The sequence below is a fragment of the Mucilaginibacter sp. genome, from assembly GCF_039207105.1.
GTDB lineage: Bacteria > Bacteroidota > Bacteroidia > Sphingobacteriales > Sphingobacteriaceae > Mucilaginibacter.
This window is the reverse complement of the sequence record NZ_JBCECK010000109.1, coordinates 1-17,966: the sequence shown is the minus strand read 5'-3', so window position 1 is coordinate 17,966 and position 17,966 is coordinate 1. Positions and strand designations below refer to the sequence as shown.

Genomic DNA, 17,966 nt, shown 5'->3' with positions numbered 1-17,966 from the left:
TTAACTACATCTGCATGAGCGACAGTCTCACCTCGGTCAGCCTGAGCCAAACCCACTAAAACGTCTTTTTGCTGCACATCATTTAGTTCATCGAACCAATCGGCTTTTCTGTTCAATAAAAATGCTTTTACATCCATGATCAATCCCTCATCATTGGTATTCATTATGGTTTGTAGAAGATCGAGTTTTTCGGCCTGTAAGTCCATATTGTTGAATTTAATGCTAAAATAATTATTATTTTTCCAAAATCATACAGCCAGTTAACAACCCTATGCTTAAACAGTTTAACCAATCCAATTATCATACTATCTGTAATGAATTAGCCTCGACAGATGCTGATCTGGCTAATGTTATCAGGGTTCATGGTTATCCGCCACTATGGTCAAGGCCAAACACGTTTGAAACACTGGTGCATATTATTTTAGAGCAGCAGGTATCGCTGGCATCGGCGTTGTCGGCATTGAATAAATTGAAGGAGTATATACAAGAAATTACCCCGGAAAGGGTGCTGCTGCTTACCGACGAGGAGTTTAAAGCATGCTATTGCAGCCGTCAAAAAACTACTTATATAAAGTACCTGGCCGAGGCCATCATCAGCGGACAGATCAATCTGCAAGAACTGGAGCAATTACCTGATGATGTGGTGCGCACTAAACTAACCGCCCTCAAAGGCATTGGCAATTGGACGGCCGATGTATACCTGATGTTTGTATTAAGGCATCCCGATATTTTCCCGGTAGGAGATCTGGCAGCGGTGAACGCCCTGAAAAGGGTAAAGGGCCTGCCTAAAGAAGCAACGAGGGAGGAAGTGATAGTCGTGGCAGAGCAGTGGTCGCCTTACCGTACTATAGCCAGCATGCTGTTATGGCATTATTATTTGGCCTCACCTAAATCCTCTCCAAAGGAGAGGACTTTTTAAAAATGTTTTTATAAATAAAAATGTCATTCTGAACGATAGTGAAGAATCTATTTAACGCCAAGCTATTTAAGCAAGATGTAGCATAGATTATTCGCTATCGCTCAGGATGACAAGGCTTTAAATTAAACATACATATGCTAATCAAAAGCTCCCCCTTTAGGGGACTGGGGGGCTTCGCCTATACGTTAAATAAGCCGTTGCGCTCCTGTTCCTGGTAGTTTTGTACGGTTTCAATGGCGTTGTCAATCACGTCGCTTAGGGCGGTAATGAAAGTGCCGGGTTTGGCCAGGCTCATGGCATGTTTAATAGCGTCAACCTCTTTCGGAACAATTTCCAGCTGCTTATTGGCATCAACTGAATATATGCCCTCTTTAAGCAGCCCGATAATGTTTTCGGCGGTGCGGCCGCGCAGGTGTTTTTCCTGCCGAAGGATGATATAATCAAACATCTCAGCCGAAATTTTACCCAGTTCACGAATATCATCATCGCGCCTGTCGCCGGTACCCGCTATGATGCCAATTTTAAATGGTGAATCAATATGACTTAAAAATTCTTTAATGCCGTTATAACCATCAGGGTTGTGTGCAAAATCAATCATAAAACGGAAATCCCTGAACTCAAAAATGTTCATACGACCAGGTGTTTGCGCGGCTGATGGAATAAAGGTTTCTAAGGATGTTTTGATATCCTCTGTTTTAAAGCCCCATAAAAACGCGGCAAGGGTAGCTGCCAAAACATTTTCGATCATAAAAGGCACGGTGCCGCCAAAAGTTAGGGGAATGAGGATGGTACGCTGTACACGTATCTTCCAATCGCCTTTTTGTATGGTGATGAAGCCGTTTTCGCAAATGGCGGCTATACCTCCCTTACGACAATGAGATTTAATGATGGGATTATTTTCATTAATGCTAAAATAGGCAATGTTGCAATCGGCCTTACTGCCTATGCGCACACTATGCTCACTATCGGCATTTAAAACACCCCAGCCATCTTTTTTAACCGAGTTAAGCACCACGCTTTTTACCCGTGCCAGATCATCAAGCGAGTGGATATCGGCCAGTCCCAAATGATCTTCCTGAATGTTGGTAATTACACCAATATCACAAGAACCGAAACCCAAGCCCGAGCGCAGGATACCACCGCGGGCGGTTTCCAGTACGGCAAAATCAACAGTAGGGTCTTTCAATATAAATTCGCTGCTCACCGGGCCGGTAGTATCGCCCTTGAGCATCATGTTATTTTGCACGTAAATACCGTCTGATGTGGTGAAACCCACCCGGTGGCCATTGTTTTTTACAATATGCGCAATTAAGCGGGTAGTAGTGGTTTTACCATTGGTACCAGTTACGGCAATAATAGGTATCCGTGCCGATTTACCGGTAGGGTAAAGCATATCCAGTACATGGCCGGCAACGTTGCGCGGCAGGCCTTCGCTTGGCGCAATATGCATCCTGAAGCCGGGAGCCGCGTTCACTTCCAGTACCACGCCGCCATTTTCGGTAAGCGGTTCGGTAAGGTTTTTGGCCATGATATCAATACCGCATATATCCAGACCGATAATTTTGGATATCCGCTCGCAAATAAAAATATTTTGCGGGTGTACATGGTCGGTAACATCAACAGAAGTACCACCTGTGCTCAGGTTGGCGGTTGATTTTACAAAAACCTTTTCGTCTTTAGCCGGTATGGTTTCCAGCGTATAGCCTTTCTTTTCCAACAGGTCAAGCGTATCGCGGTCAATACCTATCAGGGTAAGCACGTTTTCGTGACCGTAGCCACGGCGCGGGTCAGTGTTTTCTTTATCAATAAGTTCCTGTATGGTTAGTTCGCCATCACCAATAACGTGCGCCGGATCGCGCAGGGCGGCAGCCACCATTTTGTTGTCTATTACCAATACGCGGAAATCATACCCGGTAATAAATTGCTCAACAATAACCTTAGTCGATATTTTAGCGGCATGCTCATAGGCTGCAATAGCATCGGCCTCTGTTTGTATATTGATAGATATGCCACGGCCGTGGTTGCCATTCAGCGGTTTAAATACCAGCGGGAAGCCTATTTTACGTATAGCTTCGGCCACACCCTCAACAGATGAAATGGTGATGCCTTTGGCAACGGGGATGGCCTGCTCCTGTAGCATACGTTTGGTTTCATCCTTATTACTGGCAATATCCACAGCAATGCTGCTGGTTTTTTCGGTCATGGTAGCACGAAAACGTACCTGGTTTTTGCCGTAGCCCAACTGTACCAGCGATTGGTTATTAAGCCTGATCCAGGGGATATCACGGGAAATAGCCTCTTCTACGATAGATCCTGTGCTTGGCCCTAAACGGGTGTTTTCGCGTATCTCACGCATTTTTTGGATGTCAGCTTCCAGGTCGTATTCTTCATCATTTATCAGCGCAAGCGCGATATTCACCGCTGCTTCGGCCGCAAAAATACCAACCTTTTCTTCCAGGTAGGCAAATACTACATTATATACGCCCGGGGTTTTGGTTTCGCGGGTGCGACCAAAGCCTGCTTCCATACCCGCCAGTGTTTGAATCTCAAGCGCTATATGTTCAATAACGTGTCCCATCCAGGTTCCGGCAATTACCCGCTGAAAAAAGCCTCCGGGTACACCGGGGGAGCAGCGATGGTTGTACATGCCGGGGAGTAATTTTTCAAGCCTTTCATAAAACCCTTCAATCAGGTTAGTGGGCCGCTGCTCCATCTCTTGCAGGTCAAGCCGCATTTGTATTAATTTTTTGCGCCGGATGCTCCAAATGTTTGGTCCGCGCAGCACCTGTATATTCTCAATCTTCATAAGTTGGGTAAAATTTAAACCGGCTTTGTTCTTAAAACTAAAAATTTAATCGTATAAATATACTTTTTAATGGGAAAAAGGCATTAAATGTTCATAATAGTCTGCGTTTATGCCAGTTTTTATCTTAATTTGTATTATAGAGCTGGTTAATTAAGTGCGAAAGTGAATTTAGCGGGTGACTAATATATTACGGTGATATTAAATTTAGTGTAATCCGGTTAACTTAATCCAACTCAGTTAACTAAATTGAGAAATTATGAATGTCCCGAAAGGAAAACTAATAATTATAGGCGGCGCGGTGGATATGGGAAGTAATGTTACCATCCAGGAGCACATCAGACAACCCGATTATATTAAATTTTTTGAACAGGGCATTTTAAAACGCATCATTACGGAATCGGCTAAACATGAAGGTTCGCTGATTGAGGTAATAACCACTGCATCGCAAATTCCGGAACTGGTGGGCGATGAGTATATCAAGTCTTTTGGCCAGTTAAATGTAACCAACGTAAACGTACTGCACATTAAAAGCCGTGAGGATGCTGCTAATGAAGCTTATCTTGACCGTATACGCAAGGCTGATGTGGTGATGTTTAGCGGCGGAGATCAGTTAAGACTTACCGCTATTTTTGGTGGCACTGAGTTTTTACAGATATTGAAACAGCGTTACCACGACGAGAATTTTGTCATAGCGGGCACATCGGCAGGGGCGGCTGCAGCGTCGACCCACATGATCTATCGCGGGCAAAGTAATGAAGCCCTTATTAAAGGCGAGGTGCAGATTACCGCCGGCCTTGGTTTTATCGATTCGGTAATTGTGGATACCCATTTTGTACAACGCGGGCGCATTGGCCGTTTAATGTATGCCGTAGCCACTAACCCGGGCATATTAGGTATTGGTTTGGGCGAGGATAGTGGTCTGCTTATCACCGAAGGCAGTATGATGGAAGCAATAGGTTCAGGGCTGATCATATTGGTAGATGGGCACAATATCGTAGCAACCAATATTTATGATGTGGAAATAGGTTCGCCGGTTTCTATTGATAGCCTGAAAGTGCATGTCATGTCGATATTTGACTCATACGATTTGGCACAGCACCGATTAATCATTAAAAAAACAACTAAAGTAGAGGAGGGCGTATTTATTCACGCTCCAGATAATAATTTACTGCAATAATAAATCGAAACCATTGTTTAAAATAGATGTTATCCTGAATTCATATCAGGGTTTCTTGGGTATAGCGTCAGCCTGTAAATACGCTATGCCGGCTGGAAACGAATAACATCACGGAAACGCATTTTTGGATCAACCTAACTCAGTTCAAAATGAAGATCATTATACACGGCGGTTTCTTCAGCGAATCGCAAACCAACCAGGAGATAAAACAAGCCAAACAACAGGCTTTAGCAGAAATAGTACAGGCAGGCTATAAATATTTGCAAACGCATAACGCTTTAGAAACAGTGGTATATGCAGTACGCATGCTGGAAGACTGCGAACTGTTTAACGCTGGAACCGGATCACAGATACAAAGCGACGGCAAGATCAGATTAAGCGCTTCATTGATGGATGGTAAAACACAACGATTTTCGGGAGTAATTAACATTGAGGATGTAAAAAATCCCATTTGCATAGCAGAAAAGCTGATGGCTTATGACGACCGTGTTTTAAGCGGACAGGGAGCCCGTGATTTTGCCACCAATAATGGTGTTGCTTATTACAATCCCGAAACACCGCAGCGCCGCCATGAGTATGAGCAGAAACTGAGTGATTCTATCAGGTTGGGTACGGTTGGTTGTGTGGCACTTGATATTTATGGCGACCTGGCAGCGGCTACTTCAACCGGAGGCAAAGGTTTTGAAATACCAGGGCGTGTAAGTGATTCGGCTACTACGGCGGGTAATTACGCCAACAAGTTTGCTGCTGTTTCATGTACCGGGGTTGGTGAGGATATTGTAAGCGGCTCAGTAGCATCAAGAATTGTTACCCGCATTACCGATGGATTAACGATAGCAAAGGCTACCGATAAAACGCTGGATGAATTAAAGCCCTTTAATGGCTTTGCAGGAGCCATCGGAATATCAGCCGACGGTCATATTTACTACGCCGATACGCACCCATATATGGTTTGGGCCCTTCATGATGGCGAAATGGAGGTTTTTGAATAAATTAAAATATTTAATTATAACATTAGGCTGGGTAGCTTCGTTAAAGTGGCTGGCTATGTAATAACCTTGTGTAAGGTATTGTTTAGCTGCAATATATTATTATATTTGTTTACTGATTAATTTATTTAAGCCCATTTAACATTATTAAATGAGATTTATTTTACTTGTAATCTTATGTTCGCTTAGCCTTTCTGTGTCGGCACAGTGGTATAAGTACAATCCATTCAGAAAGCATGAGCGTTTTCCGCAAATTGCTACGTTGAATGATAACTCCATCAAAAAACTACCCGTTGCCCAAATTTCAAAAACCAGGATCACTAACGCTACCATTGAGCGTACGCCTTATGCGCTTTTGCTCATGGAGGCCTCAACAATAAAAACTGCACAGCATAATATGCGTTTCAGGGTTTATAATTCGGCCAGCTATAACTTTAGCGATCTGGCGCAGATGTATCTGAAACAAAACCGCCTTTCCGAAGCTAAATGGTACCTGTTGCAAAGCTTACAGATATCGCGTCAGCAAAATGATAAAAGGCATACCATTACCAACCTGATCAACCTGGCGGCGGTAAAAACCGGCTATGGCGACTTCCCGCAAGCCAAGCAAGACCTTATTGAGGCCCGGGCAATAGCCAATTCGCTCGGTTTGAGTATGGATGTAGCGGCTGTTGACAGGCAAATGCGCTACCTGGATGAAAACAAAGTAAAGCTGAAAACAGAGATCCGCTATGCGGAAACCACTGATACAGACCCTCAACCGGCCATTAAATAACTTTTTTATGTAACATTAGCGTAAAATGCTAATGGTTATATACTACAAGCAAAACATTATCGTATTATTGTTATTGTAATTAAGAGACAGCATCAACTGTCTCTTTTTATTTACATTAACGATTCAGATATTTAGGAACAGTATTGATGTTTTACATAAATCCCGATTTAACAACAGTAAAAGATATGTTTAAGAAAGTATATTTAGTATTGGTGCTGGCTGCCGCACTTGCTTGTAAAGCATCGCCGTCAAAACCTGTAAAAGTTCCCGGTTCAACCGATCTGCAGCCCGATGAGCAACAAAGTGTTGTTTGTAAACAGGTAGCATCATTAATATCAAACTACAATTACAAAAAAGTTGATCTGAACGATTCTGTTTCAGCAATTATTTTTGATCGTTATATTAAGGCTCTTGATGAAAATCATAGCTATTTTTTAGCATCAGATATCAAAAGCTTTGAAAAATATAAAACCGTTTTAGATGATGATTTGAAAAGCGGTAATCTGAACGATGCTTTTTACATATTTAACGTTTTTCAAAAAAGATACCTGGAGCACGTAAACTACTCGCTGGCCCAGCTTAATAAAAACTTTGATTTTAATAAAAAAGAAACATTTGTTTACGATCGCGATAAGTTGCCCTGGCCGGCTACCCAGGCAGAAATGGATGCCATGTGGACCCAGCGTGTAAAATACGATCTGCTTAACCTGAAACTGGCCAATAGTGATATGGCTAAAAACAAGGAGACACTGAAAAAGCGTTACCAGAATTTAGTTTCACAAGCCAACAAACTATCCAATCAGGATGTTTTTCAATACTTTATGGACTCTTTTACAGAAGCCATAGATCCGCACACCAATTACTTTAACCCATCAAACGCGGCAAATTTCAACATCGAGATGTCGCGCCAGGTAGAGGGTATTGGTGCATCACTGCAATCTGAAAATGAGTATGTGACCATTAAGACCGTGGTAGCGGGCGGCCCGGCCGATAAAAGCCACCAGATCAATATCGATGATCGTATAGTTGGTGTTGCTCAGGGTAAAACCGGCGAGTTCCAAAACGTAGTAGGCTGGCGTATTGAAAATGCTATTGCCATTATACGTGGTACAAAAGGCACTACTGTAAGACTGGAAATATTACCTGCCGGAGCCAATGCCGGTAGCAAACCGAAAGTGGTAGAAATGGTACGTGAAAAGATCATCCTGAAAGACCAATCAGCCAAAAAAGAGATCCGTACTTATAACAGTAATGGTAAAACAGTTAAAATAGGTGTTATAGCCATCCCGGCGTTTTATATCGACTTTAATGACTACAAGGCAGGTAACCCGAACTACAAAAGCACCACGCATGATGTTAAGCTGATTCTGGATACCCTGAAACGTGAAAACGTTGACGGAGTGGTGATCGACCTGCGTGAAAACGGTGGTGGTTCGTTAATGGAAGCTATTGAGTTGACCGGCTTGTTTATAAAAACCGGCCCGGTAGTACAGGTTCGTGATACTAAAGATCAGATAGAAGAAGATAAGGACGATGATCCGGCAGTGGCTTACTCTGGTCCACTGGGTATTTTGGTTGACCGCTTCAGTGCTTCGGCCTCTGAAATTTTCTCAGGAGCTATTCAGGATTACGGCCGCGGGCTGATCATGGGTACACAAACCTATGGTAAGGGATCTGTTCAAAGCGCTATTGATCTTGACCGTGTATTGGGCTCACCACTGCGCGATAAAATTAACCAGCTTGCAGGTGGCGGTAATAAAAAAGTATCAACCGGCAGTCAAAACACTTACGGGCAATTGAACCTAACCATAGCTAAGTTTTACCGCATTAGTGGTAACTCCACCCAGCACAAAGGAGTAATGCCTGATATTTCGTTCCCATCATTAATTCCGTTGGATAAATATGGTGAGGATACTGAGCCATCGGCTATGCCTTTTGATATCATCGCTAAAACAGATTATACAAAAACAGGCGATTTTACAGGTGTTTTACCACAGCTTAAAAAACTGCACGACCAACGTATGGCCACCAGCGACAGCTATAAATACATGTTGCAGGATATAGCCGATTTCAAAAAACACGATGCTGAAGACAGCGTATCGTTGAATGAAGCCGATCTGAAAAAACAGCGTGATAACGACGAGAAACAATCGTTGGAAAGAAATAACTTGCGCCGTGTAGCTTTAGGTTTACCGGCCCTTAAAAAAGGACAAGCCAAACCTAAAAACGAAGACCTTGACTTTGTAAAACGCGAAGCAGGTCAAATCATGACCGATTACATTAGCCTGGAGCCAAAGCTTACAAGTGTAAAACCGTAAGCAAAGCCCCCAGCCCCCTAAAGAGGAAGCTTTTGATTAGCGTATTTTTAATGCCAGCTCTTAGAGCCGGCATTTTTGTTTAATTATTATTTTACCAATAGCATATAAGCGCGCCATTGTGATATGAAGAATGAAATGCCTCACCCAACCCTCTCCAAAGAGTAGTAGCCCATAAATAGGCATAACCTTTGATTCGCATGGTTTACAAGTGACTCACCCGGTCTACGCTTCGCTGGACCGCCCTCTCTACGCCTGCGGCGGAAAGAGGGCAAAGGAAAAAAGGATAAAGAGGGTAAGAAAAAATTTCTTACCCTCTTTCCAGCGAAGCTGAAGAGAGGATCGACAAGCGTAGCGATGTCGGGGTGAGTCGATAAACAGCCTGATTTGATGAAACTGTCAATTCATGGGCTATTACCTTCTCCAAAGAGGGCTTTATCAAAGGTTTAAAGTCTCCCCTTTTGGGGGAGATTTAGAGGGGGCTTTTGCGACGTTTTTGTTAACTCCCCCTTTAGGGGGCGGGGGGCAAACCAATTTGCCTTTCAGAGGTTTAAATAATATATGGCTAAAAAACCGTTACTTGAATTTACCGATAGGGGAATTTACTGTGCCCGGGGCAAATTTTATATTGACCCATGGAAACCGGTTGATGATGCCGTAATTACCCATGCCCATGCCGATCATGCATATTGGGGGCACAAACACTACCTGGCGCATCATCTATCAAAAGAAATACTGCTTTACCGCCTGGGCGAAATTCAATTGCAAACGGTAGAGTATGGTGAAACCGTAATGAAAAATGGCGTAGCTATTTCCCTGTACCCGGCGGGCCATGTAATTGGTTCGGCACAGATCAGGGTTGAATATCAGGGCGAAGTTTGGGTAGTATCCGGTGATTATAAGGTGGAGGATGATGGCATATCCACACCATTTGAGCCGGTACGGTGCCATCACTTTATCTCTGAATGTACTTTTGGTATGCCGGTTTATACCTGGAAACCACAGGTGCAAATATTTGAGGACGTAAATAACTGGTGGCGCACCAACCTGCACAATGGCGTGGCCACGGTACTGGTAGGCTACTCTCTGGGAAAATCGCAGCGCATACTGCAAAACCTTGATCTGTTCAACGGCAAAGTATATACGCATGGGGTTATTGAGAACACGAATGAGGCTTTGCGTCGTAATGGAGTGTTGCTGAACCCAACAGAAAGAATTACCCAGGATTCTGTAAAGGACGAAGTAAGAAAAGGTATTATCCTGGCCCCACCATCATCGGTAGGTACACCCTGGATGCGCAAGTTTCAACCCTATAGTTTTGGTTACTGTTCAGGCTGGATGGCTATTCGTGGGGCCAAGCGCCGCCGTGCTGCTGACCGCGGCTTTGTACTATCTGACCATGCCGACTGGAATGGCCTTATCAGTGCCATTGACGCCACCGGCTGCGAAAGCGTTTACCTTACGCATGGTTATACGGCCACTTTTTCAAGATATCTGAACGAAATAGGTTTCGACGCGCATGAGGTGCATACGCTATATGGGGGAGAAGAGGAGGACGCCTCACCAGAAGCCCCCTCTAAATCTCCCCCAGAAGGGGATACTTTTGATAAGGTAGCGGACAAGGATAAAAATGCAGATAAAGTCCTCTCCTTTGGAGAGGATTTAGGTGAGGCTGGAGGGTCTGCTATATGAAAGCTTTCGCCCAACTCTTTCTGTCCCTTGATGAAACTAACAAAACCAACGAGAAGGTTAAAGTGCTTAAAGATTATTTTACGTCGGTGCCCGATACCGATAAAATGCACATGCTGGCCCTGTTTACCGGCAGACGGCCAAAGCGGCAGATCAACTCAACCCTGGTGCGTAACTGGGCCGTTGAAGCTTCAAATATTCCTGCATGGCTTTTTGAGGAAAGCTATCATGTGGTAGGCGATCTGGCCGAAACTATGGCACTGCTTATGCCCGAAAGCCCCAATAGCAGCAGTAAAACGCTTACCGAATGGATAGAAGAGATCAATAACCTGAATGATAAAACCGAAACTGAGAAAAAGCTTTGGCTGCAGGAGTCATGGGCCATGCTGGATAGCCAGGAGCGCTTTGTATTTAACAAACTGCTTACCGGCAGTTTTAGGGTAGGGGTATCACAAAATCTGGTGATCAAGGCACTGGCCGATATATCGGGCTTGGAACCCGCGGTATTGACCCATCGTGTGATGGGTAGCTGGATGCCTGAAACTTACCAATACGCGCAACTGATAGAGGAGCAGGATGCTTCCGAAAATATATCAAGGCCATATCCGTTTTTTCTGGCTTATCCGATTCAGGAAACATCCGAAAAACAAAAAACACCCGAAGAGGTTGGCGCAGCCTTAGGCGATGCCGCCGACTGGCAAGCCGAGTGGAAATGGGATGGCATACGTGCCCAACTCATTAAACGCGGCGGCGAAATATTTATCTGGAGCAGGGGCGAAGACCTGGCAACCGAAAAATTTCCCGAGCTGCACCCATTCTTAAATGCCCTGCCTGATGGCACGGTGATTGACGGCGAGATACTCAGCTTTCAAAACGGCTTGCCCATGCCTTTTAATGTATTACAAACGCGCATTGGCCGTAAAAATTTGAGTAAAAAGATATTGGAAGAAAGCCCCGTAGCGCTGATTGCTTATGACTGTTTGGAGTTTGAAGGGGAAGATATCCGCTACAAAACCCAATCAGAAAGGCGGCTGTTGCTGGAACAATTGCAGGTTGCTACGCCATACCCGGAGGTGTTCCGGATATCGGCATTAATATCATTTAATACCTGGGATGAATTGGGAAGCATCAGGGAACAGTCGCGCGCTATGATTGCTGAAGGTATTATGCTGAAGCGTAAGAGCGCGACCTACCAGGTGGGCCGCCGCCGGGGTGATTGGTGGAAATGGAAAATAGATCCGCTATCGGTTGACGCGGTGATGATCTATGCGCAAAAAGGTCACGGTCGCCGGGCCGACTTATATACTGATTACACCTTTGCCGTTTGGGATGGCGATAAGCTAGTGCCTTTTGCTAAAGCTTACTCGGGCTTAACAGATGCGGAAATAAACAAGGTTGATTATTTTATTAAACGCAATACCATAGAAAAATTTGGCCCTGTACGCACGGTAAAACCTGAGCTGGTTTTTGAAATAGGCTTTGAGGGCATTAATAGATCTACCCGGCATAAATCAGGTATAGCGCTGCGTTTTCCGCGTATATTACGCTGGCGGCATGATAAACCAAAGGAGGAAGCAGATACCCTGGAGAGCCTGAAAGCATTGCTGGGCGAATGATAAACTTAACATGAGTTCAAAAATTAATTTATTACTTTGCCGGCCAAAAGCAATAAACAGAATAGCAGATGATCATTATAAATAACTATAACGAGTTTGAGGCGCAATTAGGTAAGGAGTTAGGTGTATCTGAATGGCATACCATAACCCAGGAGCAGATCAATAAATTTGCCGATGCCACGCTTGACCACCAGTGGATACACACCGATGCCGAAAAAGCCAAAACCGAAAGTCCTTTTAAAACAACCATAGCTCACGGTTATTTAACACTATCACTGATACCCTATCTGTGGAAACAAATAGCTGATATCCGTAACCTGAAAATGGAAATTAACTACGGTATCGAAAGTCTCCGTTTTGCACAACCGGTGTTAGTTAACGATAAAGTGAGGTTGAAAGCCAAGTTATCAAACCTGGTTAATTTGCGTGGGGTAACTAAAGCCACCATGACCATTGAACTTGAAATTGAAGGCCAAAAGAAACCAGCCTTTGCCGGTGATGTGGTTTTTCTGTATCACTTTATAGGGTAATACAAAAGCTCATTTCATTGCTTTGTATACCACAAAACATGGCCGACAATATAATCCCAATGCCATAAAGCATCGGCTGTAAACCCCGGTCAGAAGCCTATCATTACCTTTGTGTTTATACTGTATATGAGCACAAAAAAGATCAGGTTAAGCATCCTTGACCAATCGCCGATAAGGAAGGGAGCAACAGCCGAGCAGGCTGTACAGGAAACCGTTGAACTGGCAAAATATACCGACCAGCTGGGTTATACACGTTATTGGGTATCAGAGCATCATAATACCCGCACCCTGGCCGGCTCAACACCCGAGGTGCTGATTGCTCATCTGGCGGGGCAAACCCAGCGTATGCGTATTGGCTCGGGTGGCATCATGATGCCTAATCATAGTACCTTAAAGGTAGCTGAGAACTTCCGGATGCTCGAAGCATTGTTTCCCGGCCGTATTGACCTGGGCATGGGCCGTGCTCCGGGTACCGACCGTATCACGGCTTCGGTATTAAACCCGTCAAACCAGTTCAGGGAAGATGATTTTGTAGAGCAGCTTACCGACCTGAATAATTATTTTCATGATACCTATGAGCCTGGCACCATACACTCCAGAATAAGGGCTATACCGCAAGTGAAAACCGTGCCCGACAAATGGCTGCTGAGCTCAAGCGGTCAAAGCGGCTTATTTGCCGCTCATTTCGGTATGGGTTTCTCTTTCGCACATTTTATAAACCCGGTCGGCGGTCCGTTGAATGTGAAGCTTTACCGCGAACGTTTTATGCCTTCTGATGATCTGGCGCAGCCCCAGGCCAATGTGGCTGTATTTGTATTTTGTTCAGAAGATGAAGAAAAAATAAAGCAGCACCAGGCCGTGATGGATCACCGCTTTTTGCAGTTTGAAAAAGGAGGGCCCATCATACCTTTAAGCTATCAGGATGTTAAAGATGAGATTTATACTCCGGCAGATCTGGAGCGGATTCGTCAAAACCGTTACCGCCTGATTACCGGTACCCCATTGCAAATTAAATTGAAACTGACCTGGCTGGCCGATGATTATGATGTAGATGAGATCATGGCGGTAACCATTACCGAAGATTTTAATGACAGGTTAGCATCATATAAACTGCTGGCCCAGCAATTTGAGCTATAACTGAGTCGAAAAATACTTTCAAAAAAAAGCTGTTGTTTAACACAGAATAGCTTTTTTTGCGTTAAATAACTGCGCTTTCTAAAGGTAAAGAAAACTTTATATGGGTTTTAATCGTATCTTTGGAAAGATTATAAATAACACATTCATATTCTAATTTATTCAATTCAGTGGTAATTATCATATTCTTTGTAGCGCACTGGTTTTTGTCGCTATTTTTTCAAACGTTCTTTCTGCACAGGTATGCCTCACACAAAATGTTCACTACCAATAAGTTTTATGAGGGGTTATTTTACCTGCTTACCTACATATGTCAGGGCTCATCGTTCCTGAACCCTAGGGCTTATGCCATTATGCACCGTGAGCATCATGCTTATAGCGACACGGAAAAAGATCCGCATTCGCCGCACTTTTTTAAGGATGTTTTTCAGATGATGATCTATACCGCTAAAAGCTATAGCCTTCATGTTAAAAAATTAAAAGAACCGGAAGAGCGCTTTAAAGGTAATATTCCTGAATGGCGTACGGTTGATTATATAGGTTCGTCAATGGTATCACGTATATCATTTGGTATATTGTATATTGCTTTTTATGTGGTTTTCGCTACACAATGGTGGATGTACCTGCTTATCCCTATCCATTTTTTAATGGGCCCAATACATGGTGCTATTGTTAACTGGTGCGGTCATAAATATGGCTATTCCAATTTTGATAATGGTGATAAATCAAAAAATACTACTCCGTTTGACTTTTTAATGCTGGGCGAATTATTTCAAAACAATCACCACAAACACCCTAACCGGGCCAACTTTGGCGCCAAATGGTTTGAGATCGATCCGGTTTATCCCATTATGAAACTGATGCACTGGATGCGCATCATCAAATTGCGTAAAGCGTATTTGTAATACTTTTTGGACTACGGGACTTTTGGACCGGAGGACTTTGGACTTAAGGATAATAGACAGAGGACTTTTTAAAATATTTAAAAGCGAGCTCTTAACAGGGTTCGCTTTTGTTTTTTAGGTGTCTCTCAATCCTATAGTCTTGTAGTTCCAAAGTCCTCTCGTCTTATAGTCCCCCAAAGTCCTTCAGTCCCATAGTCTAAAAAAATCATCCCAAAGTCCTATAGTCCAAAAGTCTAACAGTCTTTTATCCATTTACCTTATATTTGCCGCTCATAAAATATACTACCATGAGTATCTCTGTATTAGCTCAGAATTTGAGCGGATCTGAAATTATTAAAATAGCCGGCGAGGTTAATGAACTGAAAAGACAGGGGCAAAATATAGCCAACTTAACCATTGGCGATTTTGATTCCAGTATTTATGCTATCCCCGAAGAGTTAAAGGCTGGTATTATTGCAGCCTACAATCAAAATCATACCAACTACCCACCTGCAGATGGTGTGCTGACCCTGAGAGAAAGCGTATCTAAGTTTTTAAAGAAAAGCTTTAATCTTGATTATTCATCAAATCAGATATTAATATCAGGCGGCTCTCGCCCCTTGATATATTCTACCTTTTTAGCAGTGGTAAACCCCGGCGAAAAAGTAGTTTTCCCGGCACCTTCATGGAATAACAATCACTACTCCGACCTTTTAGGTGCAGAACCGGTAATGATACAAACCAGGGCCGAAAACAACTTTATGCCTACCGCAGATGAGATACGCCCGCACTTAAAGGGAGCAGCATTGCTGGCTTTGTGTTCGCCGCTCAACCCAACAGGCACCATGTTTGGTAAAAAAGACCTGGAAGAAATCTGTGACCTGGTTATTGCCGAAAATAAAACCCGCAAGGCAGGCGAAAAGCCATTGTACTTATTGTACGATCAGATCTACTCGCAATTGACTTTTGGCGATTTTAAACATTATGATCCGGTTACCCTACGCCCTGAACTTAAAGATTACACCATATTTATTGATGGCGCCTCTAAATGTTTCGCATCAACAGGTGTAAGGGTAGGCTGGGGTTTTGGCCCGGCAAATATTATTGATAATATGAAGGCTATTGTGGGCCACATGGGTGCATGGTCGCCAAAGGCCGAACAAATGGCGATGGCCAGCTTTATATTAGATGATGCCGCGGTTGATACCTACATGACCGAATTTAAAAGCAGGATACAAAGCAGTTTAACTGCCCTGCATGAGGGTTTCCAATTGTTAAAAGCTGAGGGCTTTAAGGTAGATTCCATTGTACCTATGGGTGCTATTTACCTGACCCTTAAAATAGATTACTCTGGCAAAACCACTCCGGATGGAACTGTGTTAAAAGACTCTGCCGATATTAACTTTTACCTGATCAGGGAGGCCGGTGTTGCCCTGGTGCCTTTCTCGGCATTTGGTACCGGCGATGATGTAAACTGGTTCCGTGCATCGGTAGGTGCAAGTACTTTACAGGAAATACAACAACTGATACCGCGGGTTAGGGAAGCATTATCTAAGCTTAAATAATTATCATTTTTATACTTTTTGTAAAAGGCCGGTTATGTTTAACATAGCCGGCCTTTTATTTTATGGGAAAATGTAGTGAGTTTATTATACAAATAAGAAAGTGAAACTTATTGAAGTAAAATTTGTTTCTTATAAAAACAATATAAACACTCACTATGAAAAAGTTAAGCTTAATGATGATGATCGCGTTATCGGCACTGATGTTTCAGGCCTGTAATAACGCGGCTAAAACCGACAGTAAAGAAAGTGCTGATAGCACTAATGCCGTTAAAGACACTACCACAACCGGAGCTACTGGTATAGCGGTTGATGCCGGCGACGCTAAGTTTGCCACTGATGCTGCCAACGGCGGTATGGCCGAAGTTGCTGTAGCTAAAGTTGCCGAACAAAAAGCGGTTAACCAAAAAGTTAAAGATTTTGCCGCCATGATGGTAAAAGACCATAGCAAAGCTAACGACGAGCTGATGGCCATAGCCAAGGCTAAAAACATTACCTTACCGGCCGCGCCAAGCGAAGACAAACAAAAAGAATTGGCCGATCTGTCTAAAAAATCAACCAGCGACTTTGATAAAGCTTATGTAGATGCTATGGTTGACGGGCATAAGAAAACCATATCCTTGTTTGAAGACGCGGCAAAAAACTGCAAGGATGCCGAGCTAAAAGCCTTTGCAACCAACACGCTGCCAACTATAAAAGGTCACCTGGCCGAAATTGAAGCCATTAAAAAAGGTATGAAATAATATTTTATTGTTCCGGTTTAACAAAGAAAAAGGGAGATGCATGCATCTCCCTTTTTCTTTGTTATTGCTATTGTATTAGCCCGCATAAAACGATATTTTAGACCGGGCCGAAATCTGCGCGGCCACTTTGTTCATCATTACCAAATATTAAAACAAAAATAGCTTCAGAGGCCGGTGGCCATGAGGTAAAAAGAGCTAAATTTTATGTCGTCAAAACCTATAATTACGGGCCTTATGGCCTACGGAATGTCGGGCAGGATATTTCATGCACCGTTTTTAACTACTAACCCAGGCTTTACATTTAAGGCTGTGGTTGAACGCCATGAAAAAAAGGCCGGGAAAAAATATCCGGATGTCATTAGCTATAACTCCATTGATGAATTGCTGAACGACAGCGAGATTGAGCTCATCATCGTAAATACACCTAATAATACCCATTTTGATTATGCGGTACAGGCGCTCAATGCGGGTAAACATGTGCTTATTGAAAAACCCGCGGCGGTAACTTCTGCCGAGGTAAAAGCCTTGTTTGATCTGGGCAGAAAGCTTAACCTGAAAGTGATGATCTACCAGAACCGCCGGTACGATAGCGGCTTCATATCTGTAAAAGAAGTTGTTGAAAGCGGCAGACTGGGCGAGCTGATCGAGGTGCATTTCAGGCTCGACAGGTACCGGATGCCGATAGGGCCAAAAGTATTTAAAGAAACTAAAGAAACGCCGGGTAACGGACTTACTTATGATCTTGGCGCGCATTTGGTTGATAATGCCATTTACTTATTTGGCAAGCCGCTTAGCTATGTTAAAACTACAGCATCGCACAGGCCCGG

The 17,966-nt window shown here is 43.5% G+C and carries 15 protein-coding genes; 13 read left to right on the top strand and 2 right to left on the bottom strand.

Annotation, left to right across the window (positions count from 1 at the left end):
• Positions 1-206: hypothetical protein (locus AAGC65_RS18630; RefSeq protein ID WP_343113973.1), on the bottom strand; the 206-nt coding region annotated here is incomplete at its 3' end.
• 65 nt (positions 207-271) lie between these two features.
• Here AAGC65_RS18630 and AAGC65_RS18625 point away from each other — a divergent pair.
• A complete protein-coding gene (locus tag AAGC65_RS18625) occupies positions 272-919 on the top strand; it encodes a DNA-3-methyladenine glycosylase (protein ID WP_343113972.1) in 648 nt (215 codons plus the stop codon).
• Positions 920-1,097: 178 nt separating this feature from the next.
• Here the strand turns inward: AAGC65_RS18625 and cphA are convergent, their stop codons facing one another.
• Complete coding sequence (gene cphA, locus AAGC65_RS18620; protein ID WP_343113971.1) at positions 1,098-3,725, bottom strand: cyanophycin synthetase; 2,628 nt, start codon at positions 3,723-3,725, stop codon at positions 1,098-1,100.
• 256 nt (positions 3,726-3,981) lie between these two features.
• On the opposite strand from cphA, the gene AAGC65_RS18615 reads away from it, so the two are divergent.
• From AAGC65_RS18615 to AAGC65_RS18560, 12 genes are all read left to right on the top strand, one after another.
• The gene (locus AAGC65_RS18615; protein ID WP_343113970.1) at positions 3,982-4,902 is read left to right on the top strand and encodes a cyanophycinase; all 921 of its coding nucleotides are present in this window, start codon (positions 3,982-3,984) and stop codon (positions 4,900-4,902) included.
• Between the two features lie 149 nt (positions 4,903-5,051).
• A complete protein-coding gene (locus AAGC65_RS18610) occupies positions 5,052-5,894 on the top strand; it encodes an isoaspartyl peptidase/L-asparaginase (protein ID WP_343113969.1) in 843 nt (280 codons plus the stop codon).
• 148 nt (positions 5,895-6,042) lie between these two features.
• Positions 6,043-6,666 carry a tetratricopeptide repeat protein gene (locus AAGC65_RS18605; protein WP_343113968.1) on the top strand — a complete coding sequence of 208 codons (624 nt, stop codon included), beginning with the start codon at positions 6,043-6,045 and terminating at the stop codon, positions 6,664-6,666.
• A 185-nt stretch (positions 6,667-6,851) separates the two neighbouring features.
• Positions 6,852-8,984, top strand: coding sequence for a carboxy terminal-processing peptidase (locus AAGC65_RS18600; RefSeq protein ID WP_343113967.1), 2,133 nt, complete (start codon positions 6,852-6,854; stop codon positions 8,982-8,984).
• Between the two features lie 558 nt (positions 8,985-9,542).
• Positions 9,543-10,673 (top strand): ligase-associated DNA damage response exonuclease, encoded by a 1,131-nt coding sequence (locus tag AAGC65_RS18595; protein WP_343113966.1) that lies wholly within the window; start codon positions 9,543-9,545, stop codon positions 10,671-10,673.
• Entirely contained in the window at positions 10,670-12,286 is a 1,617-nt protein-coding gene (locus AAGC65_RS18590; RefSeq protein ID WP_343113965.1) for an ATP-dependent DNA ligase, read from the top strand. Before AAGC65_RS18595 ends, AAGC65_RS18590 begins: the two co-directional genes overlap by 4 nt.
• 68 nt (positions 12,287-12,354) lie before the next feature.
• Complete coding sequence (locus AAGC65_RS18585; protein ID WP_343113964.1) at positions 12,355-12,816, top strand: MaoC family dehydratase; 462 nt, start codon at positions 12,355-12,357, stop codon at positions 12,814-12,816.
• Positions 12,817-12,942: 126 nt separating this feature from the next.
• On the top strand, positions 12,943-13,953 hold the full coding sequence (locus AAGC65_RS18580) for an LLM class flavin-dependent oxidoreductase (protein ID WP_343113963.1): 1,011 nt from the start codon (positions 12,943-12,945) through the stop codon (positions 13,951-13,953).
• A 167-nt stretch (positions 13,954-14,120) separates the two neighbouring features.
• Positions 14,121-14,855 (top strand): acyl-CoA desaturase, encoded by a 735-nt coding sequence (locus tag AAGC65_RS18575; protein WP_343113962.1) that lies wholly within the window; start codon positions 14,121-14,123, stop codon positions 14,853-14,855.
• A gap of 287 nt (positions 14,856-15,142) precedes the next feature.
• Positions 15,143-16,399 carry an aminotransferase class I/II-fold pyridoxal phosphate-dependent enzyme gene (locus tag AAGC65_RS18570; RefSeq protein ID WP_343113961.1) on the top strand — a complete coding sequence of 419 codons (1,257 nt, stop codon included), beginning with the start codon at positions 15,143-15,145 and terminating at the stop codon, positions 16,397-16,399.
• 155 nt (positions 16,400-16,554) lie between these two features.
• Positions 16,555-17,139, top strand: a complete 585-nt coding sequence (locus tag AAGC65_RS18565; protein WP_343113960.1) for a DUF4142 domain-containing protein — start codon at positions 16,555-16,557, stop codon at positions 17,137-17,139.
• A 234-nt stretch (positions 17,140-17,373) separates the two neighbouring features.
• A partial coding sequence (locus tag AAGC65_RS18560) for a Gfo/Idh/MocA family oxidoreductase (protein ID WP_343113959.1) occupies positions 17,374-17,966 on the top strand: 593 nt, incomplete at its 3' end.

Excerpts from the sequence above, each read along its gene's own strand:
- AAGC65_RS18625 (WP_343113972.1), top strand. The coding sequence starts at position 272 with ATGCTTAAACAGTTTAACCAATCCAATTATCATACTATCTGTAATGAA.
- cphA (WP_343113971.1), bottom strand. The coding sequence starts at position 3,725 with ATGAAGATTGAGAATATACAGGTGCTGCGCGGACCAAACATTTGGAGC.
- AAGC65_RS18615 (WP_343113970.1), top strand. The coding sequence starts at position 3,982 with ATGAATGTCCCGAAAGGAAAACTAATAATTATAGGCGGCGCGGTGGAT.
- AAGC65_RS18610 (WP_343113969.1), top strand. The coding sequence starts at position 5,052 with ATGAAGATCATTATACACGGCGGTTTCTTCAGCGAATCGCAAACCAAC.
- AAGC65_RS18605 (WP_343113968.1), top strand. The coding sequence starts at position 6,043 with ATGAGATTTATTTTACTTGTAATCTTATGTTCGCTTAGCCTTTCTGTG.
- AAGC65_RS18600 (WP_343113967.1), top strand. The coding sequence starts at position 6,852 with ATGTTTAAGAAAGTATATTTAGTATTGGTGCTGGCTGCCGCACTTGCT.
- AAGC65_RS18595 (WP_343113966.1), top strand. The coding sequence starts at position 9,543 with ATGGCTAAAAAACCGTTACTTGAATTTACCGATAGGGGAATTTACTGT.
- AAGC65_RS18590 (WP_343113965.1), top strand. The coding sequence starts at position 10,670 with ATGAAAGCTTTCGCCCAACTCTTTCTGTCCCTTGATGAAACTAACAAA.
- AAGC65_RS18585 (WP_343113964.1), top strand. The coding sequence starts at position 12,355 with ATGATCATTATAAATAACTATAACGAGTTTGAGGCGCAATTAGGTAAG.
- AAGC65_RS18580 (WP_343113963.1), top strand. The coding sequence starts at position 12,943 with ATGAGCACAAAAAAGATCAGGTTAAGCATCCTTGACCAATCGCCGATA.
- AAGC65_RS18570 (WP_343113961.1), top strand. The coding sequence starts at position 15,143 with ATGAGTATCTCTGTATTAGCTCAGAATTTGAGCGGATCTGAAATTATT.
- AAGC65_RS18565 (WP_343113960.1), top strand. The coding sequence starts at position 16,555 with ATGAAAAAGTTAAGCTTAATGATGATGATCGCGTTATCGGCACTGATG.